Origin of the sequence: Bifidobacterium callitrichos, from assembly GCF_008698085.1 — a bacterium.
In the GTDB taxonomy this organism is placed as follows: Bacteria; Actinomycetota; Actinomycetes; order Actinomycetales; family Bifidobacteriaceae; genus Bifidobacterium; species Bifidobacterium callitrichos.
Genome location: NZ_RZJP01000004.1, coordinates 364,360 through 390,205 on the forward strand (window position 1 = coordinate 364,360; position 25,846 = coordinate 390,205).

Sequence of the window (25,846 nt, forward strand, 5' to 3'; positions counted from 1 at the left end):
CGGAATCCGTATTCCCGCTCTGGCGCATTCATTACTCAGTTCGGTCGGAGTGCCCTCCATCGTGGAGACGGATAGCTTGGCGAGTAGTCGGTCGGCCACCATACGCCGGCCCCTTGGACTTGAACTACTTCCGTGGCACCGCCGCCCAGTGGAACAAGTACGCCAATCCCGGCAACGTCAGCGTCCCCACGCCGGCACCTCAGCCCCAGACCGCACCCCAGCCGAGCAAGCCGAACGTAGGTAATGGCTATAGCGTGGTGGTGCGGTCCGGTGACACCATCAGTGGTATCGCCGTGCGAACCGGCTTGTGGCCCGTGACCGCGTGGAGCGTGCCCAGCGGCGACATCAACCGCATCTGGCCCGGCCAGACCGTCACCTACCAGGGCAACGGCACCGCTGTCAGCGCCAATGTGACCGGCACACGGATCCACGTCGTGAAGAGCGGTGAGACATTGAGCGGGATCTTCGGAGCTTCCGGCTGGCAGCGCGTCGCCCAGTTCAACTGGTTACGGAACCCGAACCTGATCTACCCCGGTCAGCAGCTGCGCTACTGAGCAGCCGCCGAACCTTCTGTGGCCTTCGGCCACCACGCTGGAGGCCGCCATTTCTACGTCCAGACCAATTAACTTGAGGAGAACCTTATGGATATTTCCGCAGCGACCACTCTCGCCGCCGGTATCGTCGCACTTATCGCACCGGCGTTGATTCAGGCGTTCAAGAAGTATATCCCCGCCGACTACGTAGGAATGACCAGCCTCGGCATGAGCATCCTGCTCGACGTGCTCGCCATCGTCGCCACCAGTGGATTACGGCTACGGGTGCCGGGGTCGTCGGAGTGGCGCAGGCCGTCTACACGTTCGTCAACCAAGCGTTCGACGGCAAGCTGAGCAAGGACAGCGCCGCAGCGTGATACCGATATTGCCGGCATCCGTCGCCTTTTATGGTGCCGGATGCCGGTTTTTATTCATAACTTCCACCCGGGAAGCGGTCGTTAGTTGCCAGAGACGACGGAGCGTGCTCCGACGGGATCACGCGTAGTGACGAGAAGGGATGCACTCGCCGCAAGAGTAGTGCATTCGGTTGGCGCGTCGGGTAGAGCCCCCTCATAAAGGGTGATTCGCACTGTAGTGGTGTCTTCGTCAATGGCCGCCCGTACGCCGTAGCACTGCGGGTCGCTCATGTAGAAGAACACACGTATCGAGTAGTCCGAGACCACTTCGTATCGGTTCCATGAGGATACGTGCTCGTTATGGAGGTCGGTGCGCTGTTGTATATCGTTCGTGGATTGTGTTGGCGGCTTCGCCTCGGGAGCGTATCCAGGATTTGTAGTGGCGGAGCTGGGAGGGGCTTCGCCACCGCCGGTGGTGCAGCCCGTCATGGCAATAACGGCCAAGACGGCTGCCACCAGTACTGCCGGGAGCCGGCATAGGCGAATCAGATTATGATTATCCACGGCTGCGTGTTCACCAGTCCTTAATCTGGCATGAATACCCAATTGCTGTGCCATTTGTTTCCCGGGTTACCATAGACGCAGTGGCCGGCAGTGACGACGAGACGCTTAGAATCGCTGTTTATGGAAGATCCGGAGCAGACGTAATCCTTACCATTGGTCTGATTGTGGTAGAAGACCTTCCCGTTGGTCTTCGAGAAGTTCGTGACCGGAGGCGCCGCCTGCGGCGTGATCGTGGTTGACGTCGCCGCGACAGGGGAGGAGCCGATGGTAAGGGGATCGTTTGCGGAGGCATGCTGTTCTAACTCCGTGACTTGTTTGTCTACTTCGGCCATGCTTGCCGGGGTATCGGCGGGGATGGCGTTCTTGAGACGCTCGGGAGTCCAATAGGCGGTGACCACAGGATCTCCGCCCTTCGCGTTGAGCTCAGCCCTGCTTTCGATGCTAGTGGGAGTGTAAGTATGACCCGTGTCGGGGTTCGTAACCGGTGCATGAACCGCTGTAGTAGCGGACGAAAGCGGCAGGCCGCTCGGGGTCGTCGGCGTGGCCGATGCTGGTGCCGTAGCCGAGACCAACAGGAAGGCTGTCGCGGCGAGAGTTGCGAGGGTGACAGGGAGGGTTGTTCGAAGTCTCTTCATGCTGATTCCTCTTGGACCGTAGCTTTTGGTGCGATAGGGGGCTGCGTCTGGCGAAACCGGCTCAACGGACGAAGCTGTGAGGCGTTCGAGTCATGTGGCTGAGGGGATGATGGCCACTCAAACCGCAGTAAAAATATAGCTCCTTTGACTTGTATTTGGAAGAGGTGCCTCGTCAGATTGCACTCACTCTTTCGGCGTGTCGGCTACGATCTCTGCGTAACAAGTAGACCGGCGGAATGCTTCCTCGGCCCCGTTTCCAGACATAATCCAGACACGATGACCTCTCGGAACCGCTTGAACGAGCCAAGCCAACCAAGAACAGCAAAGCCTGAAAACGTTGATTTTTCAACGGTTTTGAGGTGTACAAATCTGAGGCGTTTGAGTCAATTAACCCCCGTTCTCAACAGAAGGTCGAGGGTTCGATCCCCTTTGGGCCCGCCATGTCGGGCTGCATACGATGGCGAATGCTGGTAGTGGCGGCCGGTACGATGGAGGTGTACCGGCTCGCAACGAAAGGAACCTGCGATGTCCAACAGTATGGCCGATGGCGATATCATCTGGGCGCAGCGCAAACGCAACTGGTGTCGCACGCCGTTCACCTTCACCACGTACACGTTGACCAACGATGAGATCGCGGTCAAGTCGGGAATCCTTCGCGAGACCTACGATGTGACGAAGCTGTTCCGTGTCGTGGATCTGACGCTTACCCGCACGCTGCTGCAGCGTCTGTTCGGCCTGTCGACGATCACGCTGGAGACGCGAGACCAGTCGTCCGGCGGTCAGCTGGTTCTCAAGAACATCGTCCGGGGGTTCGATGTGCGCCGCGTCATCCAGCGCGCAGTGGACGAATCGCGCAACGTGAATCGCGTCAGCGCTCGCGAGTACATGGGCGACGGTTCGTACGAGGGTGGCTATGACGATGGCTACAACGGTGGCTATGACGATGGTGGAAGGTAAGCGGCTGCGTGCGGATGAGTGAGGCGGTTGCCTGACCGCTTGGTCGAATGGCGTGGTCGAATGGCGTGGATGACGGTTGCGACACGGCGATCGCGACACGCGATTTGCATTCTGCGAAAGTTCGTATATGCTATGTGACTTGTGCGCAAGAGCAATCTTGTTCACAGAAAACATATTCCTGCGTAGCTCAGTTGGCAGAGCATCCGACTGTTAATCGGACGGTCGCTGGTTCAAGCCCAGCCGCAGGAGCCATCTCGAACCCCGGGCTAGTCCCGGGGTTCTTTTGTTTGCCGGCGATTCCAGCGGCAGGCGAGTCTACGGGCGGGCTGATGCGATGCGCGCAGTGCGTCCTTAATCGTGGGCGACTAGCCTCGCGGGGCGAGTCTGGGGGTGGTTCGTTCAGTGCGCCTCCATCTTGCGGAAAGCGCTTACCAGACACATTCCGCATCAGGTACAATGGCGTCCGGCACATGCCGGCACATGCCGGCAGACAAACGGCGATCAGGCTGATCACAAGGAGGTACGAATCATGCTGATCCATCACGACAATCCGACCCGCGCCGACATGCTCGCCCACATGGGCAGCATCCAGCAGGCGGCCTACACGCGTCCGATCGAATATCAGGAGGGACGCTCCCATGGCCTCAAGGCGATCGAGGTGAAGAACGGCCCGCTGCGCTTCATGTCGATGGCCGATCGCGCGCTTGACATCGCGCAGATCGAATACCGCGGCGAGAACCTGACGTTCCTGTCCAAGCCGGGTCTCAACGGCCGCAACCAGTTCGACACGAACGGTCTCGAGGCGCAGCGCTCGATCATGGGCGGCCTATTCTTCACCTGCGGCTTCGAGAACATCTGCGCCCCCTACGTCACTTCGGCGGGCTCGAAGTATCCGGCCGGCAGCTTCCCGATGCACGGCCGTATCCGCACCACGCCCGCCGAGCACGTCAGCTCCGATGCCTACTGGGACGCCGACGGCCGCTACGTGCTCAAGGTCTCCGGCGAGATGCGCGAGGCCGAGCTGTTCGGCGAGAACATGGTCCTGCGTCGCACGATCACCTCCGTGTACGGCACCTCCACGATCACCGTCGAGGATGAGGTGACCAACGAGAGCTTCCGCGAGGAGCCGCTGATGTGGATGTACCACTGCAACGTCGGCTGGCCGCTGCTCGACGACGGCGCCGAGGTCGTCATCCCGAGCCGCAAGGCCACGCCGCGCGACGAGACGACCGCCGCCGACGACACTCCGTGGAACGAGATCGGCGAACCCGTCGCGAACAAGCCCGAAAGCGTGTATCTGCACGATCTGGCCGCCGATGCGGATGGTCGCAGCTTCGCCGGCGTCGTCAACCGCAGGCTCGGCCTCGGCTTGAAGATCGAATTCGACGCCGCCGACTTCCCGTACTTCATGGAATGGAAGTCGATGGGTTCGGGCGATTACGTGGTCGGCCTCGAACCGTCGAACTCCAGCGTGCTCGGCCGCGGCTGGCACGAGCAGCGCGGCGACCTGCACACCCTCGCCCCGCAGGCGAGCGAACGCAAGACCATCACGTTCACCGTCATCGAGGGCGATGCGGCGATCGACGAATTCACCGCCCGCCGCGACGCGCTGCTCGGCGCGTGACGTTCCGCACGCGTGATCGTCGCATGATGCGACGCTGGACGATGTGGCGCTGGATGTGACGCCGGCGCGAGGCCTCGGACGGATCCGTTTGGTTTTCCGTCCGGGGCCTTTGTCGTTCCGTCATCATCCTGCCATCGTCCTGCCATCGTCCACGAGGATGATTCTCCTGAGTAGGGGGTGTAGGGGGTTTCCGGGACGACCCTGAAAATACCCTGATTACCCCATGAACATGCCTTGAAAACCGTGGCGATCACCAGTGACGCATCCCATAATGAGCTACAGCAAAGCTACCGCTAGCTGAACGAATGGTGAACCTGCGGGGACGAGTCCCAGCGGATTTCCAGCCGGGAATCATGGACGTCATCGTTCGGCGGGGTTCATCAGGAGGTGTGTGATGACGAATGGAATGACGCGCGGAGACGGGATGAACACCCGTACCGGAGACGACGCCGTGGTGGAGAGCCCGTCGGTTGTTCCATCGACTGTCTCGTCTGACGGAACGGCCGTCACGGCGGCATCACGCGAAAAGGGTGATCGCTCCCGAACCCGCCGCAACTGCCTCATCCAGCTCATCGTGCTGCTGATCTCCCTGTCGCTCGTCGCCGGCATCGCATTGGCGGCGAACCTGCGCCGACGCGAGCACGGGGGGAGCGTCGTCTCGCCGTCATCCTCCGACTGGTTCGTGCGCCCGCTCGCGATCGTGCACCGCGGCGACGACTCCGCGCCCGAGAACTCGTTGCGCGCCATCGCCAATGCGGGCGCGCGCGGCGCCGACTACTCCGAGATCGACGTGCGACTCGACGCCGACGGCACGCCGGTCGTCTTCCACGACAGGAGGACCGGACGACTGTCCGCCGACCATGTCGATGTGCAGGTCAAGGACCTGACCACGCGCGAGCTGCAGCATATGCCGATGCGCCAGCACGGCGAGAACTACCACATCCCGACCCTCGCGCAGGCGATCGACACCGCGCAGCACGTCAACGATCACACCGGTCTCCTCCTGGATCTGAAGACCGACGACGCTCATGCGCCCGCCCTCACCGACGCCGTGATGGCGCAAGTCGAGGAGGCGGAGTTCGCCGATCGCACGATGCTCATGTCCACCTCCGACCGTGCGATCTCCCTGATCCACAAGCGTCACCCCGACTGGTCCGTCGGCAAATGCGTGAGCCCGGTGCCCGGTTCGACGATCGAATGGCCCAAGGACTCGAGCTTCGTCGTCATGCGCGGCGATCGCATCAACCTTGCGGTCCTCGCCCGTGCCCGCAGAGACAACATCCCCGTGTTCGCCGGTGTCAGTGATGACTACCGTCGAGGAAACTCGACCCTGAGTCTCGGCGCCGACGGCATCCTCGGTGGTAACGCCCGCAAGGTCGTCAGGACCGTCACCCGCCACGAGATCCGCGTCGACGACGAGGGCCTGAAGCACCTTACCGGTCTGGTATCAAGCAACTGACGCCCATTCTTCGGTTTGATCGCCCATCATCCATTCCGACGTCCCTCGTTCCCATCCGCCCATGATCGGGGGAGTACGTCTTCGGGGACTACGGAAGCCCTGATCTCGTGGAACGTACGCTGAACCGCGGTCAGCGTACGCGGAATGGGGGATTATCCCGATGATCCCATAAAAACGTACGCTGACCGCGGCTCAGCATACGTTTTCTTGGGGTATCGGTCGGATAGCCCCCGAGAGCGTACGCCTACAGCGACTGAGCGTACGGCGTCCGTGGTCTCCGGCCGGATAGTCCCCGGGAACGTACGCCGGATGGTGGGGCGGTCGATGATCGGCGTACGCAAAACGTGGTCATCGACCCATCCGCCGCAACGAACGTACGCTACGCTGACGGGTAACGTACGGTTCGTGTGGTCCGACCGTGGATAGTCCCGGGGAGCGTACGCCGCCATGGACGATAGGACGCCATGGTCGACCAATGATATGTGAAGGAGCTCATATGAGCGAGAAGATGGAAGCGGTCGCGACCTCCGAGGCGCCGGCCGCACTGGGTGCGTACAGCCAGGCGGTCAAGGCCAACGGATTCGTGTTCGTCTCCGGCCAGCTCGGCATCGACCCGGCCACCGGCGAACTGGCCGGAGACACCGCCGGCGAGCAGGCCGCGCAGGCCCTGAAGAACATCAAGTGCATCCTCGACACCGCCGGCACCGGCATCGAGCACGTCTGCCGCGCCACGATCTACCTGAAGAACGTCGAGGACTTCAAGGAGGTCGACGCCCGCTACGCCGATGTGTTCATCGGCTCCGTCAAGCCGGCCCGCGTCGCGATTGGCGGCAACGACATCCCCAAGGGCGCGCTCGTCGAGATCGACGCGATCGCCGTCCTGTGACGATATGACGTCGTGATGTGCGATCGGCGATGCGGTCATGGATGACCGTCATCACGGGTCGGACGATATGAGGGCCGACTGCCGGACAATCCCGGTGTCGGCCCTTTCCGTATCCCCCGTACTTCCGTTCCCGTGTGTTCCCCGTCATTCGCGCCGTTGCTATCATGACGTAGTCGTGTGAACAGGCGGACGAAGGAGCGAGATGGCCGATACCGAGACCGGCGGTGGAACGAACGAGAACAAGATGACAGATGCGGCGGATATGACGGATTCGGCCCGCGATCCGATCGCATCGGACGACGACGCCGGAACCGCCGCCCCCACCGGACTCGAGCGACGGATGGAGTCTCGCCACCTGACGATGATCTCCCTGGGCGGCGTCATCGGCACAGGACTGTTCGTCTCCTCCGGCTACACGATCCACCAGGCCGGCCCGCTCGGCGCGATCCTCGCCTACGCGGTCGGCTCGCTGCTCGTCTACTGCGTGATGGTCTCGCTCGGCGAGCTGTCCGTCGCGATGCCGTATGCCGGCAGCTTCCACATGTACGCGAAGCGGTTCATCGGTCCCGGCACCGCGTTCGTGATCGCGGTCCTCTACTGGCTCAACTGGGCGGTCGCGCTCGCCAGCGAGTTCACCGCCGCGGGACTTCTGATGCAGCGATGGTTCCCCGGTTCGCCCACATGGGTGTGGTCGGCCGTGTTCATCGCCGTCGTATTCGTGTTGAACATCCTGTCCGTGCGACTCTACGGCGAGGCGGAGTTCTGGTTCGCGTCGATCAAGGTGTTCGCGATCGTCGCGTTCATCGTCATCGGCCTGTTGGCGATCTTCGGCGCGATCCCGATCGCCGGCTACGATTCGGCGCCGTTGTTCGGCAACTTCGTGGCCGACGGCTGGTTCCCGAACGGCTTCGCGCCGGTCTTCTCCACGCTGCTGACGGTCGTGTTCGCGTTCTCCGGCACCGAGGTCGTCGGCGTCGCGGCCGGCGAGACGCGCGATCCGTCCAAGGCGATCCCGAAGGCCGTCCACACGACCGTATTGCGCCTCGCGATCTTCTTCATCGGTTCGATCGCCGTGATGGCCGCCCTGATCCCGTGGCACAAGTCGGGCGTCGACACCAGCCCGTTCGTGCTCGTCTTCCAGTCGATCGGCATGCCGTTCGCCGGCGACGTGATGAACTTCGTGGTGCTGACCGCGGTGCTCTCCGCCGCGAACTCCGGCCTGTACGTGTGCTCGCGCATGGTGTGGTCGCTCGCCAAGGAGCGGCTGATCCCGGCCCGGTTCGCCAGAACCAACTTCCACGGCGTGCCCGTGTGGGCCGTCCTCTTCTCGATGGCGGGGTCATTGCTCGCGCTTCTGTCGTCGGTCGTCGCCGCCTCGACCGTCTATCTGGTATTGGTCGCGGTCTCGGGACTGGCGACTCTGGTCGTGTGGTTCTCGGTGTGCGTGTGCCACATCCGTTTCCGCCGTGAATGGCGACTCTCCGGTCATACGGTCGATGAACTCGGCTACCGCGCCCCCGGATTCCCGGTGCTGCCGTGGCTCGCGATCGCGATGTGCATCGGCGCGCTGGTCCTCGTCGCCCTCGACGACACCCAGCGCACGACGCTGTACTATATGATCCCCTTCACCGCCCTGTGCTATCTCGGTTATCACCTCCTCAACCGCCATCGTCGCCCGGATCCCGGCGATCGGTGATGCTGTCTCCGGGGGATTTCCGGATGTCTCCGGGGCTGTCAGCGCGCCCGGTACCATGGTAAGAATGAATCCTGAAGCGTTGAGCGAACTCATTTCGCGTATTGCCCACGAGCTTGTCGTTGCCGGAAAGGCCGGACAGCTCACCGAAGATCTCATCCCCCCGGTCGCCAAATTCGCCGTGATGCGTCCGAAGGACCGCGCCCACGGCGATTGGGCGTCGAACGCCGCGATGCAGCTGGCCAAGAAGGCCGGCATGAAGCCGCGCGACTTCGCCGAGCTGTTCGCCGCCGAACTGACCGCCGCCGACGGCATCGCCAAGGTCGAGGTCGCTGGCCCCGGCTTCATCAACATCACCCTCGACTCCGCGTCCGCCGCGGCCGTCGTCGACCAGATCCTCGAAGCCCCGAAGGTCGATTCCACGGTCGGCGAGGCCGTCTCCTCGTTCGGCCGCAACACCCACCTCGGCGGCGAGACCCTGAACCTCGAGTTCGTCTCCGCCAACCCGACCGGCCCGATCCACATCGGCGGCACCCGCTGGGCCGCCACCGGCGACGCGATGGCCCGCGTGCTCGAGGCCAACGGCGCCAAGGTCGTGCGCGAATACTACTTCAACGATCACGGCGAGCAGATCAACCGCTTCGCCAAGTCCCTCGTCGCCGCGTGGGCGCACGACAACGACCTCGGTGACAAGGGCTACCAGACCGAGACTCCGTTCGACGGCTACAAGGGCGCGTACATCGACGAGATCGCCCGCCGCGTCGAGGCCGAGGCCAGGGAGGACGGCGTCGACCTGACCGCCCTCGACCACGAGGATCAGGGCCTCAACGCCGACGGTGAGCCGATCGGCGAGTCCGATTCCGCGTTGCGCGAGGAGTTCCGCAAGCGCGCCGTGCCGATGATGTTCGACGAGATCAGGAAGTCGATGAAGGACTTCCGCGTCCACTTCGACGTGTGGTTCCACGAGAACAGCCTCTACCAGGACGGCGAGGTCGACAAGGCCATCGCCGTGCTGCGCGATCGCGGCGACATCTACGAGAAGGACGGCGCCACCTGGTTCGCGTCCACGAACCACGGCGACGACAAGGACCGCGTGATCATCAAGTCGAACGGCGAGTTCGCGTACTTCGCCGCCGACATCGCGTACTACTGGAACAAGCGCCACCGCCCGGAGAACCCGGCCGACGTCGCGATCTACATGCTCGGCGCCGACCACCACGGCTACATCGGCCGCATGATGGCGATGTGCGAGGCGTTCGGCGACAAACCGGGCGAAAACATGCAGATCCTCATCGGCCAGCTCGTCAACGTGATGAAGGACGGCAAGGCCGTGCGCATGTCCAAGCGCGCCGGCAACGTCGTCACCATCGACGACCTCGTCGAGGCGATCGGCGTGGACGCCTCCCGCTACTCGCTCGCACGCACCGACTACAACTCGCCGGTCGACATCGACCTGAACCTGCTCGCCTCCCACTCCAACGACAACCCGGTGTACTACGTGCAGTACGCGCATGCGCGCTCCTGCAACGTGGACCGCAACGCCGAGGCCGCGGGCGTCACCTTCGAGGGCTCCGATCTCGGCCTGCTCGACACCGAGTCCGACGGCGAGGTGCTCGCCGCGCTCGCCCAGTGGCCGGCCGTCATCAGGGAGGCCGGCGACAAGCGCGCCCCGCACCGCATCGCCCGATACCTCGAGGACCTCGCCGCCGCATACCACAAGTGGTACAACGTCGAACGCGTCGTGCCGATGGAGCTGACCGACCTCGAATCGCGCGGCGACGAGGCCACCCGTGAGGCCCTGCGCATCGCCAAGGCGCCGGAACCGGCACGCGCCGCCGCCCGCCTGAAGCTCAACGACGCCGTGCGCGACGTGATCGCCTCCGGACTCGACCTGCTCGGCGTCACCGCGCCGGAGAAGATGTAAGGGTAAGGAGAATCGCATCATGCCCATCACCCCCATCTGGCCGGCCGCCTCGAGCGTCGACCCCGTGACCGGCGCCGCCCTGTTCCACGGGCGCACCGCCGAATCGCTGCTCGACGAATTCGGCTCGCCGCTCTACCTGATCGACACCGACGAGGTCGAGAACCGCGCGAAGACCTTCGTCAAGGCCGCCGCCGACGCGTTCACCACGTCCACCACGCATGTGAGCTTCGCCGGCAAGGCGTTCCTCTCCAAGGAGATCGTGCGCATCGTCACCTCCGCCGGCATGCTCGTCGACACCTGCTCGATGGGGGAGATGCGCATCGCCCTCGCCGCCGGCGCCCCCGGCCGCCGCCTCGTGCTGCACGGCAACAACAAGTCCGACGAGGAGATCGAACTCGCCATCGAGCAGGGCTTCGCGAAGATCGTCATCGACTCGCCCGACGAGCCGGAACGCATCGCCGCGATCGCCAAGCGACTCGGCAAGCGCGCCAAGGTGATGCTGCGCGTCACCTCCGGCATCCACGCGGGCGGCCACGAGTACATCTCCACCGCGCACGAGGACCAGAAGTTCGGCGTCCCGTTCCTGCCCGCCGGTGCGGACACGTCCGCGCTCGCCGTGCTCGACGATCTGGACGACGTGACTCCCGCCGCCACCAACGCGCGACTCGCCGAGACCGAGGAGACGGCCCCCGCCGGCCACGAGCGCCAGCTGCGCTACGACGTCAGGTACCCGTACGACCTGAGCCACGAGGAGGTCTCCGAGAAGGACCGGGCGCTCGCCGCCGCGATGAGCATCGTGGCCGACGGCCCCGCGCTCGCGGTCCTGAAGGACATCCTCGCCCATGACGACACGCTCGAACTGGTCGGCATCCACTCGCACATCGGCTCGAACATCCATGACGCCGACGCGTTCATCCAGGCCGCCAAGCGCATGATGCTCCTGCGCAAGACCTTCTACGCGACCGACGCCTACACGCTGCCCGAGGTCGATCTGGGCGGCGGCTACTCCGTCGCGTACACCGACGGCGAGGATTCGATGGACGTGCGCGTTGAGCTCAAGCGTCTCGCCGATGCGGTCGCGGCCGTCAACCGTGCGCTCGGCATGCCCGCGCCCGCGATCAGCTTCGAGCCGGGCCGCTGGATCGTCGCCCCAGCCGGCGTCACCCTGTACCGCGTCGGTACGGTCAAGCCCGTCACGCTGGGCGCGCATGACGGCAAGCAGCCGACCGACAGGGACGGCAATCCGATCTCGGAGCGCGTGTACGTCTCCGTCGACGGCGGCATGAGCGACAACATCCGCCCGGCCCTGTACGGCGCCGACTACACCGCCCGACTCGCGAACCGCCGCGGATCGGACGAGACGATGCTCGCCCGCGTGGTCGGCATGCACTGCGAGTCCGGCGACATCGTCGTGCATGAGGTGCGACTGCCCGCCGACACGCATCGCGGCGACATCCTCGCCGTGCCCGTCACCGGCGCGTACGGCCGCACGATGGCCAGCAACTACAATCAGGCGCTGATCCCCGCGGTCGTGGCCGTATGCGAGGACGGCGCGCATCTGATGCTGCGCCGCCAGAGCGTCGACGACCTCCTCGCCCTCGACGTGAGCGAGTGATGTCTGAGCGAGCCGACCACGCCGCGATATGACGAATCCGTCTCGCCGGGAAGCCTCCCAGCGAGACGGATTCGTCATATCAGGCCGGAAATCTCTCGCCTACGGGCGATTCCGTCCTTGCGGCGGCCCCTACTTCACCGTCATCGAGCCGACGGGCTGGCCGGCGGCTACGGTTTCGGGGGCGTCGAGGTCGAGCGAGGCGATCGCGGCCGGGTTGGTGAACACGACGATCACGTCGGTGGGCTTGCCCGCGTCCTTGACGGCCTGGAGGTCCACGCGCTCGATCGGCTTGCCGGTGGTGATGGTCTGGCCTGCGGCGACGAGCATGTCGAACGGCTCGCCGTTGAGCTGGACCGTGTCGACGCCGATGTGCACGAGCACCTCGACGCCACCCGGCGTGGTGATGCCGACCGCGTGCTTCGCGTTGGCGACGGTCGTCACCGTGCCGGAGACCGGCGCGACGATCGTGCCCGACGTGGGCGCCACGGCGAAGCCGTCGCCGAGGATCTTCGCGGCGAACGTGTCGTCCGGCACCTCCTCGACCGGCTTGTAGGTGCCGTCGGCCGGCGAGACGATGGCGAGCGTCTTCGACTCGGCGGGCTTGGATTCGGCTTCGTCCTTGTGGAACAGTCCAGAGAACAATCCCATGGTGATCCTCCTTGATATGGGTGCGTGATGTCTCGCGGCGGCGTCACGCCTTCCGGTGGATATCGGTCATAGCATCGCACACGGCCTGCACCTGCGTGCCGACGATGACCTGGATGTTCTTCTTGTCGAGCACCTTGACGCCCGGCACCAGCTTGCGGATCGCGTCCACGTCCACCTTGGAGGTGTCGTTGACGCCCATGCGCAGACGGGTGGTGCAGTTCTCGATGTCGACCACGTTGGCCTTGCCGCCGAGCAGCTCGTAGAGCTTCGCGGCGAGCACGGAGTCCTTGTCGCCCTTCACGGCACCGGCGGCAGCGGCACCCGGCGCATCGTCGAACGCGGCGGAGGAGATGGACTCGTCGTCATCGCCACGGCCCGGGGTCTTCAGGTTGAACTTCTTGATCATGAAGTCGAACACGAAGTAGTAGATGACCGCGAACACGAGACCCTGCACGATCAGCATGAACGGCATATGGGCCCTCGGCACGTTGAGCGAGAGGAACCAGTCGATGAAGCCGGCGGAGAAGTTGAAGCCGGCGATCCACTGGAACGCCGCCGCGATGAACACCGACAGGGCGGTCAGCAGCGCGTGCACCACGTACAGCGGGAACGCGGCGAACATGAAGGAGAACTCGAGCGGCTCGGTCACGCCGGTGAGGAACGCGGCGAGACCTCCGGCGAGCATCAGGGAGCCCACGGCCTTCCTGTTCTGCGGCTTGGCGTTGCGGTAGATCGCGAACGCGCCGGCCGGCAGACCGAACATCATGATCGGGAAGAAGCCGGCCTGGTACATGCCGGTGACGTACTGACCCCACGGGTGGAAGCCGCCGGTCGCCAGAACCGCGGCGGTCTTGCCGTCGAGGCCGCCGGTGCCGCTCCAGAACTTGGTGATGTCGTCGATGCCCGCGAGGTTGAACCAGAACACGTTGTTGAGCGCGTGATGCAGACCGGTCGGGATGAGCAGACGGTTGAAGAACGCGTAGATGCCGGCGCCGACCGCACCCATGCCCATGATGGCCTCACCGAAGGCGACCAGGCCGTTGTAGATGAGCGGCCAGATGAACAGCAGCAGCAGCGAGATGACCGACATCAGGGCCGCGGTCAGAATCGGCACGCAGCGGCGGCCGGAGAAGAACGCCAGGAAGTCGGGCAGCTTGGTCTTGTGGAACTTGTTGTACAGCGAGCCGGCCACGCAGCCGACCATGATGCCGAAGAACACGTTCTTGTTGCCGATGGCGCCCGCGGCGAAGGCCGCCGGCGGGTTCTCGCCGTCGAAGCCGAGGAACATCGAGGCCGATCCCATGATCGTCGTGACGGTCATGAAGCCGACAAGACCGGAGAGGGCCGAGGCGCCGTCGCGCTCGCGGGCCATGCCGACGGCCACGCCGACCGCGAAGAGCAGACCGAGGTTGTCGAGGATCGCCGAGCCGGTCTTGCACAGGTACGCGGAGACGACGTTGTTGCCGCCCCATCCGCTCGGGTCGATCCAGTATCCGATGCCCAGGAAGAGCGCTGCCGCAGGCAGACACGCGACGGGCAGCATAAGCGCGCGGCCGAGCCGCTGAACGTATGCCTTCATTTTTCCTTATACCTCCCTCTTGAGGGTTTCGAGCGATGTGGTACTTCCTTCTGCGTCATCGCTCGCCGCGCACGTACCGTCGTTGGTCCGGCGCTGCGTTAAGTTACCGCAGCATCGCTTCAGCGACCATCGTACGCTATGCGCAACATACGTCGCAACTATTTCGTTAAGAGACTATGCGTTAATCTGCCCGAAATCCGCGATGCATACGTCTGCCTGAAATCCCGCACGGCTACGGCCGTCTCGATTCCGCTTCGCGCTCGTTCGGACGCGACCGACGGCTATATTCGTTAAGGAAGTTGTCAATCGGCGTGTCGGAAAGATTCCGTAGGATGGAGTCATCCGACATCGCCGTGATGTGAATGCGATACTGGTGTTGGTCCTGTGTCCCATGGGGCCAATTGCAGATTTTTCAGGAGGATTCGTACAGTGGCTTTCGATAACGCAACCCCCATCCGCGTCGGCCTGCTGGGCGCCGGCACCGTGGGCTCCCAGACCGCCCGCCTCATCGTCGAGCAGAAGGACGAGCTCGCCGCCCGCATCGGCCGTCCGATCGAGCTGACGGGCGTGGCCTGCCTCGATCCGAAGGAGACCGAGAGGTTCCCGTGGATCGACCAGTCGATCGTCACCACGGACACGATGGGTGTGGCCACGAGCTCCGACATCGTCATCGAGCTGATCGGCGGCACCACCGTGGCCCGCACGTTCGTGCTCGCCGCGATCGAATCCGGCGCCTCCGTCGTCACCGCGAACAAGGCCCTGCTGGCCAAGTACGGCCCGGAGATCTACGCGGCGGCCGAGGCCAAGGGCGTCGACATCTACTTCGAAGCGGCCGTGGGCGGCGCGATCCCGTTCCTGCGCCCGCTTCGCGAATCCCTCGTCGGCGACAAGGTGACGAGCATGCTCGGCATCGTCAACGGCACCACCAACTACATCCTCGACGAGATGACCACCAAGGGCCTCCAGTTCGACGACGTCCTGAAGGACGCGCAGGCCAAGGGCTACGCCGAGGCCGACCCGACCGGCGACATCGAGGGCTACGACGCGGCGAACAAGGCCGCGATCATGGCCACGCTCGGCTTCCACACGCCCGTCACCATCGACGACGTGTCGGTCGAGGGCATCACCGCGATCACCGCCGACGACATCGCCGCCGCCACCGCCGAGCACAAGGTCATCAAGCTGCTCGCCGTCGTCGAGAACGGCGAGGCCGGCGTCTCCGCACGCGTCTACCCGGCGCTCATCTCCGAAAGCCATCCGCTCGCCAGCGTGCACGGCTCCTTCAACGCGATCTTCGTCAAGGCCGAAGCCGCCGACGACCTCATGTTCTATGGCCGCGGCGCCGGCGGCGCTCCGACCGCCTCCGCCGTTGTCGGCGACGTCGTGACGGTCGCCCGCCACATCACCGCCGGATGCACCGGCCCGTCCATCCCGCTGTACAAGGACCTGAAGAAGGCCCCGATCAACGCCTCCAAGGCCGCGTTCGCCGTGCGATTCCTCATCCACGACAAGCCGGGCGTGCTCGCGGCGATCGCCGCCGAGTTCGCGAAGAACGGCGTGTCGATCAACGGCGTCAACCAGGACTTGAAGCCCTCGCTCAAGGCTCCGGGCTACGACGGCGAGGTCCAGCAGCTGCGCCTCGTCACGCACCTGACCGACGAGGTCACGCTGCGTGAGACGGTCAAGGCCGTGCAGGCCCTCGACTTCGTCACCGGTCAGCCGTCCATCCTGCGCGTGCTGGACTGAGGCGCGGCGCGCGATGAACCCCATCTGCAACAGCGTCCACGTACGCGTTCCCGCGACGAGCGCGAACCTTGGCTCCGGCTTCGACACGGTCGGCCTCGCGCTCGACTACCACGACGAGCTCACCTTCACCCTCAACGACGATCCGTCCGACGGCGTCGCGTATGTGATCATCCACGGCGAGGGCGAGGACACGCTCCCGCGCGACGAGACGCATCTGGTCGTCTCCACGTTCCGCCGTGCGTGCGCCACGCTCGGCCTCGGCCGTCTCGGCTTCACGCTCGAGGCGACGAACAACATCCCGCAGGCGCGCGGCATGGGCTCGTCCGCCGAGGCGATCGTCGCCGGCATCGCGGCGGCGGCCGCGTTCGCGCAGCCCGGCGAACTCAACCGTCCGGCCATCTTCGACATGGCCGCGGTCATCGAAGGCCACCCGGACAACGTCGCGCCGGCCGTGTTCGGCGGACTGACCGTCTCGTGGGACTTCACGACCGCCGAGGGCGTCGGCTCGGTCGCGATCCCCGGCGGCGAGCCGCTGCACGGCGGCTTCCACACGATCAACTACCCGGTCGATCCGGCGATCACCGCGGCCGTGTTCGTGCCTGACTACGAGCTGTCCACCGAGAAGGCGCGTCAGGCGCTGCCCAAGGAGATCCTGCACAAGGACGCCGTCTACAACGTCTCGCGCGTGGGGCTTCTGCCTGCCGCGATGAACCCGGTCGTGCTCGCGCAGGCCGCGGCGCAGGGCGGTGCCGAGTCGCTGGGTGGCGCTGTTGCGGGAGCCGCGGGCGTTGCTGGCACCGCGAATGCCGTCAGCCCGGCCGCGTTCGCCACGGCCGCCGCGCAGGCCAACGCGCTGCTGTTCACCGCCACGCAGGACCGTCTTCACCAGCCGTACCGCGGAGGCCTGATGCCGCCGTCGACCGAGCTGATCGAGCTGTTCCGCTCCAAGGGCTACGCGGCCGCCGTCTCCGGCGCCGGCCCGTGCGTGCTCGTGCTGCACTACGGCGACGCCCGCGCCGCGATCGACGAGGTCGCCGCCTCCCAGCTGGCCTCCGGCCACTGGAAGGCCCTGCACCTGCCGATCAACACCACCGGCGTCGAGATCGAACGCAGCTGATCATCATGTGAAATCGATGGCTCCTTCGACAGAGGGGGCCATCGGCGTATCAAAGGAGTCGTCCCATGTCCGTTCCCGTGATTCTGGCCTCCAAATCCCGCCCGCGCCGCGACGTGCTGTACTCGGCCGGCGTGTGCCCGACGATCCGCGTCTCGCACGTCGACGAGCCGGCCGCGCTCGAGGACTTCGCGCGCGAGCACGGCGTCACGGTCAATGATCTGAGCGTCGAGCAGCGTGTGACGGTCCTCGCCGGCGCGAAGGCCGACGCCGTCTACCGCGCCTACCGCGAGGTCGCCGCGACGGCCGCCGCCGCGACCGGCGAGCGCGTCATCGCCTACCCGCTGCGCGCCGAGGAGGTCATCGCCGAGGACGAGGCGCGCGAGGCGTCCGCCGCCTCCGGCAGCGCGTCCGCCGCCAAGCCCGCGGCCCCGGAGTCGATCGACTATTCGAAGGACACGATCGCCACGACGCGCGACTTCTCCGGCGTCGACATCCCGACCGTCACCGAGCCGATCTCCAACGTCGTCGCGCTGCAGCCGGGGCTGACGCGCGCCGAGGTCGGCCCGCTGATCATCGGCTGCGATTCGATGTTCCTCATGGACGGCGAATGTTACGGCAAGCCGCACAGCGCCGACGTGGCGCGCGAACGCCTGCGTCGCATGAGCGGGGCGACCGGCGAGCTGTGGACCGGTCACTGCGTCGTCGACTTCGCCTCCGGGCGCGTCGCACGCGGGGCGAGCCGGGCGATCGTCCACTTCGCCGAATTCTCCGCTCACGACATCGAACGCTACATCGCCACCGGCGAGCCGCTCGAGGTGGCCGGATCGTTCACGCTCGAGGGCTTCGGTGGCGCGTTCATCGAGTCGATCGAGGGCGATCCGCATGGCGTCATCGGCATCAGCCTGCCGTTGCTGCGTCGACTGGTCGGCGAGCTCGGCGTCGCATGGACGGACCTGTGGAACGTGGTGCGCGGCGAGAGCGAGCCCGGCGTGTTGGGCGCCGACGGCAAGGAGCTGCCGCCGAAGGAGAACGTGCATCAGCCGGGCGATGGCTGGGTCGACTGCGCATGCGGCCGCAAGCACTGGGGCACCAACGGCGCCTCCGGCATCCTGCTGGCCCGGCGCGACCCGTGTACCGGCGAGGTGACGCATGTCGTCATGCAGCATCGCGCGAAGTGGTCGGCCGAGGGCGGCACCTGGGGCATTCCGGGCGGCGCCACCGCCGACGGCGAGTCGCCGATCGAGGGCGCGCTGCGCGAAAGCTACGAGGAGGCGAACATCACCCCTGAAGACATCGAGGTGGTCGGCTCCTACCGTGAGGACCACGGTCCGTGGGCCTACACCACGGTCTTCGCGTTCGAGCGGCCGGGCCGCGCCGTCCTGCCGCACGCGAACGACGACGAAAGCATGGAGATCGCGTGGATGCCGCTGACCCGTGTGCCGGATCTGAAGCTCCTGACCGCGATGAAGACCGACTGGCCGCGTTTCGAGGCGCGTCTGAAGTCCCTGGCCGCCGCCTATCAGGGCAGGTAGAGGAGCCCCTTAAAGCCCCTTAAGCCTAGGCCTCCCGCGGCGGTACCGTGCTTTCGCGCGGCACCACGCGGGTGGGCAGGATCACGTGCATTTCGGTCGAGCGGTCCTCGCGGGTGTCGACGATCATCTGGACCGCACGCTGGGCGATCTCGCTGAACGGCTGATGGACGCTGGTCAGCGACGGCATGAGATACTCCGAGGGGAAGATGTCGTCGAAGCCCATCACCGACAGATCGTCCGGCAGGTGCAGCCCGTGCTCGCGGGCGGCGCGGTAGGCGCTCACCGCGGACAGGTCGTTGCAGCAGAAGATCGCGGTCGGGCGGGGGAGATCGTCGTCCGACGCGCCCGATCCGTCACCCATCTCGATCAACTCGCACGCCGCCTGATAGCTCGATTCGGCGGGGAAGTAGTCGCCCTGACGCACATACGCCTCCGGCAGCGGCACGTGCGCCTGTTCGAGCGCCGCCTCGAAGCCGCTGTATCGCGCCAGTCCGGTCTGCAGGCTCTTGGGGCCCCGGATCACGCCGATGCGTCGGTGTCCGAGCGAGAGCAGATGTCTGGCGGCCTGGTATCCGGCGGTCCAGTTGTCGATCGCCACGCTCATCACGTCCGTGTCGACCGTGTCGATCGGGTCGATGACGACGACCGGGATGTTGCGCGTCCTGAGCAGTGACTTCGCCAGATCGTTGAGTCCGCCCATCTGCTGGAGGATCACGCCCTGGGGGTTGCGGTCGATGATGCCGCGGAAGCACTCCTCGGTGGCGTCGCCGTTGTTGGTCTGCGTCACCGTGATGGCGAGTCCTGCCTGCTGCGCCCAGTACGAGGCGTATTTGATGAGTTCCATCGTGCCGTTGTGCGCGATGTACTCCACCACCAGTTCGATGGTGGGGGAGAGCTTCGTGCTCACCAGCGGGCGCGAGTATCCGTGCTCGTGCAGCACCTTCTCGACCTGGCGTCGCGTCTCGTCGGAGACGCCCGGGCGGCCGTTGATCACCTTCGATACGGTCGACGCGGAGACGCCGATCAACTGGGCCAGTTCGCTGACCTTGAGTTTGGGGGAGTCGTCGCGGGCATCATCGTCCATGATCCCCTCCTTTGCATTCGGTTCTGTTCTGTTATCTCGGTTATTGCCCCCGCACTTCCTGACTTCGCCCGGATACCTGTACTTCATTCAGTGTTCGAGGATAGTCCGATTGCGGTGGATGTTCGGTGGTGTATCCATTATTACGTATCAGTTCACGGTTTTTCGCGTTTTTCCTGTTTCTTCATTTTTTCTGACAAAAATTTCGTGAGTCGCATTGCACTTTTCGCGTTTCGCGATTATCCTGAAACCAACGGTCAGCAAGGCAAAGGAGCCCGAACACATGAGTACGATCACCCAGGTCAAGACCTACGATTTCCGATTCCCCACGTCGACCACGCTGTCCGGATCGGACGCGATGAACCCCGATCCCGACTACTCGTCCGCATACGTCGAGATCTCCACCTCCGCCGACGACGGCATCAAGGGCGTCGGCTTCGTGTTCACCATCGGACGCGGCAACGACGTGGTGTGCAAGGCCATCGAATCGATGTCGCAGGTGCTCATCGGCCGCAACGTCGAGGAGCTGCTCGACAACATGCGCATCGCCTGGGACCTGTTCGTCCACGACTCCCAGCTGCGCTGGCTCGGCCCCGAGAAGGGCGTCGAGCACATGGCCATCGGCGCCGTGCTCTCCGCGCTGTGGGACATCAAGGCCAAGCGCGCCGGCAAGCCGCTATGGCTGCTCCTGTCCGAAATGGAGCCCGAGGAGCTCGTCGCCACGCTCGACTTCCGCTACCTGACCGACGCCCTGACGCCCCGGGAGGCCATCGAGATCCTTGAAGAGGGCCAGAAGGGCAAGGCCGAACGCATCGCCCACCTCAAGGAGGTCGGCTACCCCGGCTACTCCACCGCCGCAGGCTGGCTCGGCTACTCCGACGAGAAGATGGTCGCGCTCGCCAAGGAGGAGACCGAAGTCAAGGGCTTCAAGCAGATCAAGCTCAAGGTCGGTCACAACATCGACGACGATCTTCGCCGTCTCGCCAAGGCCCGCGAGGCGATCGGTCCGGACGTGCGTCTCGCCGTCGACGCGAACCAGGTGTGGGACGTGCCCACCGCCATCGCATGGATCAACAAGTTCCACGATTTCGACCTCGCGTGGGTCGAGGAGCCGACCAGCCCGGACGACGTGATCGGTCACGCGACGATCGCCCGCGCCATCAACCCGATTCCGGTGGCCACCGGCGAGCAGATGCAGAGCCGCATCCTCTACAAGCAGTACCTGCAGGCCAACGCGTTCGGCATCATGCAGATCGACGCCACGCGCGTCGCCGGCCCGCAGGAGATCGTCCTCGAATACCTGATGGCACGCAAGTTCAACAAGCCCGTCTGCCCGCACGCGGGCGGCGTGGGCCTGTGCGAGGCCGTATGCCATTTCGCGATGTTCGACTACGTCGCCGTCTCCGGCACGATGGACGGTCGCATGATCGAATACGTCGACAACCAGCACGAGCATTTCGTCCACCCGACCGAGATCAGGAACGGCAACTACGTCGCGCCCCTCGCCCCGGGCAACGGCACCGAGATGACGCTCGAAACGGCGGAGAAGTACCTGTACAAGGGCTGAATCGCCGTAACCATCACACTTCCCGTCCTCGGGCGGGGCATAACTGAACATACCCATAACTGAACATAACTGAACACAACCGCAGACAACAATCCGTCCGGGGCGCCGCAGCCCCGGACGGGCGTGCACGGGGTCACATATGGTCCACATGCACGCAACCGCAGCATAAGGATGGACGAAGGAGTTCCCATGGATCTGCATCTCGAAGGCAAGGTCATCATCATCACCGGCGGCTTCAAGGGCATCGGCAAGGGCATCACCCTGCAGCTGGCCCAGGAGGGTGCGATTCCGGTGGTCATCAACCGTTCGGACGACGCGCTCGAGGAGTTCAAGAAGGACATCGAACAGTACACGACCAACTACGACGTGCACCTGCTCGACCTGAACGACACCGACAAGATCGCGCCGATCGTCGAGGAGACGTACAAGAAGTACGGCCACATCGACGGCATCGTCAACAACGCCGGCAAGAACGACAACAAGGACCTTGAGACCACCAGCTGGCAGGAGTTCGAGAAGTCGATCCACGGCAACCTCACCCACTACTACGAGCTCGTCCACGCCGCGGTGGCCTACCTGAAGGAAAGCCACGGGGCGATCGTGAACATCGCCTCGAAGACCGCCCTGACCGGCCAGGGCAAGACCAGCGCCTACGCGGCCGCCAAGGGCGCGATCCTGGGACTGACGCGCGAATGGGCCGCCGCTCTCGTCAATGACCGCGTGCGCGTCAACGCCATCGTCGTCTCCGAATGCTGGACCCCGCTGTACGCCAACTGGATCAAGACCTTCGGCGACGAGGCCGCCCAGCAGGCGCGTCTGTCCCTCATCACCGACAAGATCCCGCTGGAGCACCGCATGACCACCCCCGAGGAGATCGGCAACGAGGCCGCGTTCCTGCTCTCCGACCGTTCAAGCCACACCACCGGCCAGTGGGTCTTCGTCGACGGCGGCTACGTCCACCTCGACCGCGCCCTGAGCTGACGACACCGGCGAAACGGTTCGATGAAGACCGTTTCAAGCCCGTTATAATGGCACGGCCCCACCCGGGGCTGTGCCTCTTACCGTGTGGCATATAGAAGTCAATAAGTTAAGAAAAGAAAGGGAAAGAACCATGTCATCCCCATCCTCCTCGACATCGGCGTCGAAGACCTCGGGCGGCAAGACCTGGATCATCGCGTTCGCGCTGGTCACGCTGCTGTTCTTCATCTGGGGTCTGGCGATGAACCTCGTCAGCGCCATCCGTGATCCGTTTGCCGTCTACCTCAATCTCAACAGCACCGAGTCCTCGCTGCTCCAGGTCGCCTACTTTGGCGCCTACTTCGTGATGGCGATCCCGGCGACGATGGTCGCCAAGCGCTTCGGCTACAAGGGCGGCATGATCTGCGGCCTGATCTTCTTCGTGATCGGCGCGTTCCTGACCATCCCCGCCACCACTTCGCTCAGCTACGGCCTGTTCCTGTTCGCGATGTTCGTCATCGCCCTCGGCGCGGCCTCCCTCGAGGCGAACTGCAACCCGTACATCACCAAGCTCGGCGATGAGAAGGGCGAATCGTTCCGCCTCAACCTCGCCCAGAGCTTCAACGCGGTCGGCTCGGTCGTCAGCCCGCTGATCCTCGGCATGATCCTCGGCAACACCGCATCCGTCAAGAGGGGCGATCCCGGTTTTGACGAGGCCAAGGTCGCCTTCATGGGCCAGACCCGCATGTTCTACATCGTCATCGGCATCATTCTCGCGGTCGTGCTCGCCGTGTTCGTCTTCGCCAAGCTCCCCTCGCCTCCGGGCGACGAGGAGGAGGCCGCCGGCGGCTCGAGTCAGGACAGCTCGATCGGCGCCCTGCTCAAGAAGCCGTGGGTCGTCCTCGGCGTCATCGCCGAATTCGTGTATGTGGGTCTGCAGACCATCGGCTTCTCCACGTTCTCCACCTTCGCGCAGCAGCAGTGGGAGGGCATGAGCGCCGGTACGGCCGCCACGTTCCTCGCCATCCTCACCCTGATGTTCGCGATCGGCCGATTCGTCACCACCCCGTTCATGACCAAGTTCCACCCGGGCAAGATCCTCGGCGTCTACATGATCGGTGCCACGATCCTCGTGATCCTCACCGCCATGGGCCTGGGCAAGGTCTCGGTCATCACGTTCATCGCCCTGTACTTCTTCATGTCCATCGCCTACGGCACGATCTTCGCCCTCGCCCTGTCCCACCTCAAGGGCGCCGCGGCCAAGACCGGCTCCAGCCTGATCACGATGTCCATCGTCGGCGGCGCGATCATCCCGCTCATCTACGGCGCGATCACCGATGCCGGCGGCATGAACGTCATGCTCTGGTGCACCGTCCCGCTGTTCCTGTTCCTGGTCTGGTACGCCTTCTGGGGCTGCAAGATCGGCCTCAAGGAAGAAGCCTGATCGGCTGGACTCTGATCGCTTGATCGAAAGGTAAGGCCACCATCATGGCATTGAAGGTCATCGACTCCCACTTCCACATCTGGGATCCGGACACGCAGGATCTGCCGTGGCTCGCGGGACTGCCCGCCCTCCAGCACAAGTACACGGTCGAGGACCTCGAAGCCGAATACGCAAAGTTCGGCGTCGACTTCCTCGGCGGCGTGTACGTGGAGGTCGACGCGGCCGACCACGAGCTCGAGGATCGCCTCCTGTTCGACAACCCGTCCCCGAAGATCCTCAAGCGCATGCTCCGCAGCGACGTGAGTCCCTGGATGCGCATCCCGATCAACGCCGACGGCATCCGCGAACCGCTCCACGTCGACTCCGAACCGCGCGGCCGCTGCCTCGAAACCTCGTTCATCGAAGGACTCGAGGCGATGGCCGACAAGGGGCTGCCGTTCGAACTGTGCAATCGCGGCGCCGAACTGCCCGACATGGCCAAGGCGTTCAGCCAGGTGCCGCAGGTCACGGTGATCGTCGACCACCTCGGCAACGCGCCGGGGCTCGACGACGATACGAAGGCCGCGCTCACCGCGCTCGCGGGGCTGCCGAACTCCTACATCAAGGTCTCGGGAGACAACCCGGTCGACCCGGATATCGTGAAGTACGTGCGTGACACGTTCGGACCGAAGAAGGTGCTGTACAGCTCCAACTGGCCGGTCGTGGAACTGAACTCGACCTTCGCCGCGCATTTCCAGCTCATGCTGGACACGTTCGGCGAGGACGAGGACTTCTTCGCGAACAACGCCCGCCGCGCCTACGGCATCGAGGCGTAGCCTGTATATATAACCATGTAACCATTGCATAACCATTCGGTGCCGAGGGGCGGTTGGAACCGATGTTCCGCCGCCCCTCGGCGCATGTTGGCGCATAGTGACGCATATTGAAAGGAATCACATGACGGACAACGCCGTATTCTCGGGCATCATCTGCCCCTCCATCACCATCACCAGGGACGATGGCTCCATCGACTACGAGAACTGGGGTAGACATCTCGACCACCTCATCGAGGCGGGCGTCAACGGCGTGCTGATCTTCGGCAGCATCGGCGAGTTCTACGCCTTCCCGCTCGACGTGAAGAAGGAGGTCGTCGACTTCGTCGTGCGTCACGTGGGCGGACGCATCAAGGTGTTCGCCGGCGTGGGCGACACGAACATCGACAAGGTGCTCGACTTCTCCCGCACCGCCGAGGCCAGTGGCGTCGACGCGCTCGTCGTCGTCTCGCCGTACTACTTCGGCCCCACCGCGGGCGGCGCGAAGGCGTACTTCGGCGCGGTCGCGAGTGCTGTCGACATTCCGGTGATCCTCTACAACTTCCCGCCGCGCACCGGCTCCGACCTGACGCCGGAGCTCGTGGCAGAGCTCGCCGCCGAGTATCCGAACATCGTCGGCATCAAGGACACGGTCGACACGATCAGCCACACGCGCAAGGTGATCCGCGCGGTCAAGGCCGTCAATCCGCGATTCGCCGTGTTCTCCGGATTCGACGAGTACTATCTCGTCAACCGCGTCTCCGGAGGTGACGGCGTGATCTGCGGCATGACCAACGTCGAGCCGGAGACCTTCGCCAACCTGCACACCGCGTACGAGGCGGGCGACTACAACACCGCGATCCGCTCCGCCCAGCGCATCAGCCACCTGATGGCGCTCTACGACCAGTCCGACCTGTTCGTCTCCGCGATCAAGGGCGCCGTCAAGGCCAAGGGGTTGCCGATTTCCACGCTGATCCGTGAACCCGCCGTCCAGCTCACCGACGCCCAGTACGCCGCGATCCGGGAGATCCTCGACAGCTGACTCCTGTCTTTTCTTTCGGCTCCCCTTGTCAGGGGAGCCGGCCCGCGAAGCGGGTCTGAGGGGTAGTCAAAGATGCTGAAATCATCAAGGCCCCGT

The 25,846-nt window shown here is 64.6% G+C and carries 20 protein-coding genes, 1 tRNA gene and 2 pseudogenes; 19 read left to right on the top strand and 4 right to left on the bottom strand.

Annotated features, from left to right (window positions below):
• Positions 1-119: 119 nt before the first annotated feature.
• A complete protein-coding gene (locus EMB92_RS10250; RefSeq protein ID WP_223847695.1) occupies positions 120-554 on the top strand; it encodes a LysM peptidoglycan-binding domain-containing protein in 435 nt (144 codons plus the stop codon).
• Between the two features lie 87 nt (positions 555-641).
• Positions 642-887, top strand: coding sequence for a hypothetical protein (locus tag EMB92_RS10255; protein ID WP_317908934.1), 246 nt, complete (start codon positions 642-644; stop codon positions 885-887).
• Positions 888-1,473: 586 nt separating this feature from the next.
• Here EMB92_RS10255 and EMB92_RS11750 read toward each other — a convergent pair.
• On the bottom strand, positions 1,474-2,088 hold the full coding sequence (locus EMB92_RS11750; RefSeq protein WP_223847696.1) for a trypsin-like serine peptidase: 615 nt from the start codon (positions 2,086-2,088) through the stop codon (positions 1,474-1,476).
• Between the two features lie 525 nt (positions 2,089-2,613).
• On the opposite strand from EMB92_RS11750, the gene EMB92_RS10270 reads away from it, so the two are divergent.
• The 8 genes from EMB92_RS10270 to EMB92_RS10305 all read left to right on the top strand — a co-directional run bounded on the left by EMB92_RS10270 (position 2,614) and on the right by EMB92_RS10305 (position 12,246).
• Positions 2,614-3,045: a PH domain-containing protein gene (locus EMB92_RS10270; RefSeq protein WP_150394783.1), complete on the top strand. Its 432-nt coding sequence runs from the start codon at positions 2,614-2,616 to the stop codon at positions 3,043-3,045.
• 176 nt (positions 3,046-3,221) lie between these two features.
• A tRNA-Asn gene (locus EMB92_RS10275) sits at positions 3,222-3,297 on the top strand.
• 277 nt (positions 3,298-3,574) lie between these two features.
• Entirely contained in the window at positions 3,575-4,669 is a 1,095-nt protein-coding gene (locus tag EMB92_RS10280; protein WP_150394784.1) for an aldose 1-epimerase family protein, read from the top strand.
• Between the two features lie 394 nt (positions 4,670-5,063).
• A complete protein-coding gene (locus EMB92_RS10285) occupies positions 5,064-6,128 on the top strand; it encodes a glycerophosphodiester phosphodiesterase family protein (protein ID WP_150394785.1) in 1,065 nt (354 codons plus the stop codon).
• 496 nt (positions 6,129-6,624) lie between these two features.
• The gene (locus EMB92_RS10290; protein WP_150394786.1) at positions 6,625-7,014 is read left to right on the top strand and encodes a Rid family detoxifying hydrolase; all 390 of its coding nucleotides are present in this window, start codon (positions 6,625-6,627) and stop codon (positions 7,012-7,014) included.
• 262 nt (positions 7,015-7,276) lie between these two features.
• On the top strand, positions 7,277-8,710 hold the full coding sequence (locus EMB92_RS10295) for an amino acid permease (RefSeq protein WP_150394847.1): 1,434 nt from the start codon (positions 7,277-7,279) through the stop codon (positions 8,708-8,710).
• A gap of 64 nt (positions 8,711-8,774) precedes the next feature.
• Complete coding sequence (gene argS / locus EMB92_RS10300) at positions 8,775-10,631, top strand: arginine--tRNA ligase (protein ID WP_150394787.1); 1,857 nt, start codon at positions 8,775-8,777, stop codon at positions 10,629-10,631.
• A 19-nt stretch (positions 10,632-10,650) separates the two neighbouring features.
• Positions 10,651-12,246, top strand: coding sequence for a diaminopimelate decarboxylase family protein (locus tag EMB92_RS10305; protein ID WP_150394788.1), 1,596 nt, complete (start codon positions 10,651-10,653; stop codon positions 12,244-12,246).
• 129 nt (positions 12,247-12,375) lie between these two features.
• Here EMB92_RS10305 and EMB92_RS10310 read toward each other — a convergent pair whose 3' ends face one another.
• Positions 12,376-12,894 (bottom strand): PTS sugar transporter subunit IIA, encoded by a 519-nt coding sequence (locus EMB92_RS10310; protein ID WP_150394789.1) that lies wholly within the window; start codon positions 12,892-12,894, stop codon positions 12,376-12,378.
• Between the two features lie 43 nt (positions 12,895-12,937).
• On the bottom strand, positions 12,938-14,473 hold the full coding sequence (gene nagE, locus EMB92_RS10315) for an N-acetylglucosamine-specific PTS transporter subunit IIBC (protein ID WP_150394790.1): 1,536 nt from the start codon (positions 14,471-14,473) through the stop codon (positions 12,938-12,940).
• Positions 14,474-14,902: 429 nt separating this feature from the next.
• Here nagE and EMB92_RS10320 point away from each other — a divergent pair, with 429 nt between their 5' ends.
• From EMB92_RS10320 to EMB92_RS10330, 4 genes and pseudogenes are all read left to right on the top strand, one after another.
• Positions 14,903-16,219, top strand: a complete 1,317-nt coding sequence (locus tag EMB92_RS10320) for a homoserine dehydrogenase (RefSeq protein ID WP_150394791.1) — start codon at positions 14,903-14,905, stop codon at positions 16,217-16,219.
• Between the two features lie 13 nt (positions 16,220-16,232).
• Positions 16,233-16,965: pseudogene (locus EMB92_RS10325) on the top strand (homoserine kinase); the annotation flags it as partial.
• An 80-nt stretch (positions 16,966-17,045) separates the two neighbouring features.
• Positions 17,046-17,336, top strand: a pseudogene (locus EMB92_RS11980) (homoserine kinase); the annotation flags it as partial.
• Between the two features lie 65 nt (positions 17,337-17,401).
• Positions 17,402-18,868 (top strand): Maf family protein, encoded by a 1,467-nt coding sequence (locus EMB92_RS10330; RefSeq protein WP_150394793.1) that lies wholly within the window; start codon positions 17,402-17,404, stop codon positions 18,866-18,868.
• 25 nt (positions 18,869-18,893) lie between these two features.
• Here the strand turns inward: EMB92_RS10330 and EMB92_RS10335 are convergent, their stop codons facing one another.
• Complete coding sequence (locus EMB92_RS10335; protein WP_150394794.1) at positions 18,894-19,952, bottom strand: LacI family DNA-binding transcriptional regulator; 1,059 nt, start codon at positions 19,950-19,952, stop codon at positions 18,894-18,896.
• A gap of 280 nt (positions 19,953-20,232) precedes the next feature.
• On the opposite strand from EMB92_RS10335, the gene EMB92_RS10340 reads away from it, so the two are divergent.
• The 5 genes from EMB92_RS10340 to EMB92_RS10360 all read left to right on the top strand — a co-directional run bounded on the left by EMB92_RS10340 (position 20,233) and on the right by EMB92_RS10360 (position 25,750).
• Entirely contained in the window at positions 20,233-21,516 is a 1,284-nt protein-coding gene (locus EMB92_RS10340; protein WP_150394795.1) for an enolase C-terminal domain-like protein, read from the top strand.
• A 189-nt stretch (positions 21,517-21,705) separates the two neighbouring features.
• Complete coding sequence (locus EMB92_RS10345; RefSeq protein WP_150394796.1) at positions 21,706-22,497, top strand: SDR family oxidoreductase; 792 nt, start codon at positions 21,706-21,708, stop codon at positions 22,495-22,497.
• Positions 22,498-22,627: 130 nt separating this feature from the next.
• Positions 22,628-23,917 carry a sugar MFS transporter gene (locus tag EMB92_RS10350; protein WP_150394797.1) on the top strand — a complete coding sequence of 430 codons (1,290 nt, stop codon included), beginning with the start codon at positions 22,628-22,630 and terminating at the stop codon, positions 23,915-23,917.
• A 44-nt stretch (positions 23,918-23,961) separates the two neighbouring features.
• Positions 23,962-24,732 carry an amidohydrolase family protein gene (locus tag EMB92_RS10355; protein ID WP_150394798.1) on the top strand — a complete coding sequence of 257 codons (771 nt, stop codon included), beginning with the start codon at positions 23,962-23,964 and terminating at the stop codon, positions 24,730-24,732.
• Between the two features lie 121 nt (positions 24,733-24,853).
• Positions 24,854-25,750 (top strand): dihydrodipicolinate synthase family protein, encoded by an 897-nt coding sequence (locus EMB92_RS10360; protein WP_150394799.1) that lies wholly within the window; start codon positions 24,854-24,856, stop codon positions 25,748-25,750.
• Positions 25,751-25,846: the final 96 nt, after the last annotated feature.

Excerpts from the sequence above, each read along its gene's own strand:
- EMB92_RS10355 (WP_150394798.1), top strand. The coding sequence starts at position 23,962 with ATGGCATTGAAGGTCATCGACTCCCACTTCCACATCTGGGATCCGGAC.
- EMB92_RS10285 (WP_150394785.1), top strand. The coding sequence starts at position 5,064 with ATGACGAATGGAATGACGCGCGGAGACGGGATGAACACCCGTACCGGA.
- argS (WP_150394787.1), top strand. The coding sequence starts at position 8,775 with ATGAATCCTGAAGCGTTGAGCGAACTCATTTCGCGTATTGCCCACGAG.
- EMB92_RS10360 (WP_150394799.1), top strand. The coding sequence starts at position 24,854 with ATGACGGACAACGCCGTATTCTCGGGCATCATCTGCCCCTCCATCACC.
- EMB92_RS10350 (WP_150394797.1), top strand. The coding sequence starts at position 22,628 with ATGTCATCCCCATCCTCCTCGACATCGGCGTCGAAGACCTCGGGCGGC.
- EMB92_RS10340 (WP_150394795.1), top strand. The coding sequence starts at position 20,233 with ATGAGTACGATCACCCAGGTCAAGACCTACGATTTCCGATTCCCCACG.
- EMB92_RS10335 (WP_150394794.1), bottom strand. The coding sequence starts at position 19,952 with ATGGACGATGATGCCCGCGACGACTCCCCCAAACTCAAGGTCAGCGAA.
- EMB92_RS10310 (WP_150394789.1), bottom strand. The coding sequence starts at position 12,894 with ATGGGATTGTTCTCTGGACTGTTCCACAAGGACGAAGCCGAATCCAAG.
- EMB92_RS10330 (WP_150394793.1), top strand. The coding sequence starts at position 17,402 with ATGTCCGTTCCCGTGATTCTGGCCTCCAAATCCCGCCCGCGCCGCGAC.
- EMB92_RS10270 (WP_150394783.1), top strand. The coding sequence starts at position 2,614 with ATGTCCAACAGTATGGCCGATGGCGATATCATCTGGGCGCAGCGCAAA.
- nagE (WP_150394790.1), bottom strand. The coding sequence starts at position 14,473 with ATGAAGGCATACGTTCAGCGGCTCGGCCGCGCGCTTATGCTGCCCGTC.
- EMB92_RS10295 (WP_150394847.1), top strand. The coding sequence starts at position 7,277 with ATGACGGATTCGGCCCGCGATCCGATCGCATCGGACGACGACGCCGGA.
- EMB92_RS10290 (WP_150394786.1), top strand. The coding sequence starts at position 6,625 with ATGAGCGAGAAGATGGAAGCGGTCGCGACCTCCGAGGCGCCGGCCGCA.
- EMB92_RS11750 (WP_223847696.1), bottom strand. The coding sequence starts at position 2,088 with ATGAAGAGACTTCGAACAACCCTCCCTGTCACCCTCGCAACTCTCGCC.
- EMB92_RS10255 (WP_317908934.1), top strand. The coding sequence starts at position 642 with ATGGATATTTCCGCAGCGACCACTCTCGCCGCCGGTATCGTCGCACTT.
- EMB92_RS10305 (WP_150394788.1), top strand. The coding sequence starts at position 10,651 with ATGCCCATCACCCCCATCTGGCCGGCCGCCTCGAGCGTCGACCCCGTG.
- EMB92_RS10280 (WP_150394784.1), top strand. The coding sequence starts at position 3,575 with ATGCTGATCCATCACGACAATCCGACCCGCGCCGACATGCTCGCCCAC.
- EMB92_RS10345 (WP_150394796.1), top strand. The coding sequence starts at position 21,706 with ATGGATCTGCATCTCGAAGGCAAGGTCATCATCATCACCGGCGGCTTC.